Genomic DNA, 526 nt, shown 5'->3' on the forward strand with positions numbered 1-526 from the left:
TCGGTGAGCAGGTAGTAATAGAGGCCGGCTTTCTCGGCCAGCCGATGGATGAAGTCCAGATCGGACTCCTGATACTGGGTGACGAACTCCAGCTTGGGATAGGGATTGGGGTCTTGGCCGAACAAGGGGCGCAGCCGCCAGGCGACTTCATGGCCGCGATAGCCGTGGCGTCGCAGCACGGTTTCGATGATGTCCGGCACGGTTTGCTGCTGGAAGATGCGGGAGAAGCGGCCTTCGGCCAGGCGGGCGAGCTGGGATTCGACGCGGACCTGATACAGCGCCTCGTCGCGGCTGGCGCTGAGGCGCTGGGCATGGCTGACCACGCCGCGCCAACGGCGCAGCAGTTGGGGCGGGGTGTCGGGAAAGAGGGCGGCGTCCGGGTGGGGTCCGTGGATGGAGAACAGCGCGTAGCGGTCCAGCAGGGAGACGAGGTCGATGTCTTGCTGGGCGGAGGTGAAGCGGATGTCGGCGGCGAAGGGCCGGCCCAGGGTTTCGTCCAGGGTGAAGGATTCGACCGACAGCAGCT

The 526-nt window shown here is 66.0% G+C and carries 1 protein-coding gene; it reads right to left on the reverse strand.

From position 1 onward, the window contains the following. The coding region (locus tag DB032_RS24285; protein WP_255411678.1) for a contractile injection system protein, VgrG/Pvc8 family at positions 1-526 on the reverse strand (526 nt) is incomplete at both ends.

Origin of the sequence: Chromobacterium sp. Panama (genome assembly GCF_003052555.1) — a bacterium.
Lineage (GTDB): Bacteria > Pseudomonadota > Gammaproteobacteria > Burkholderiales > Chromobacteriaceae > Chromobacterium.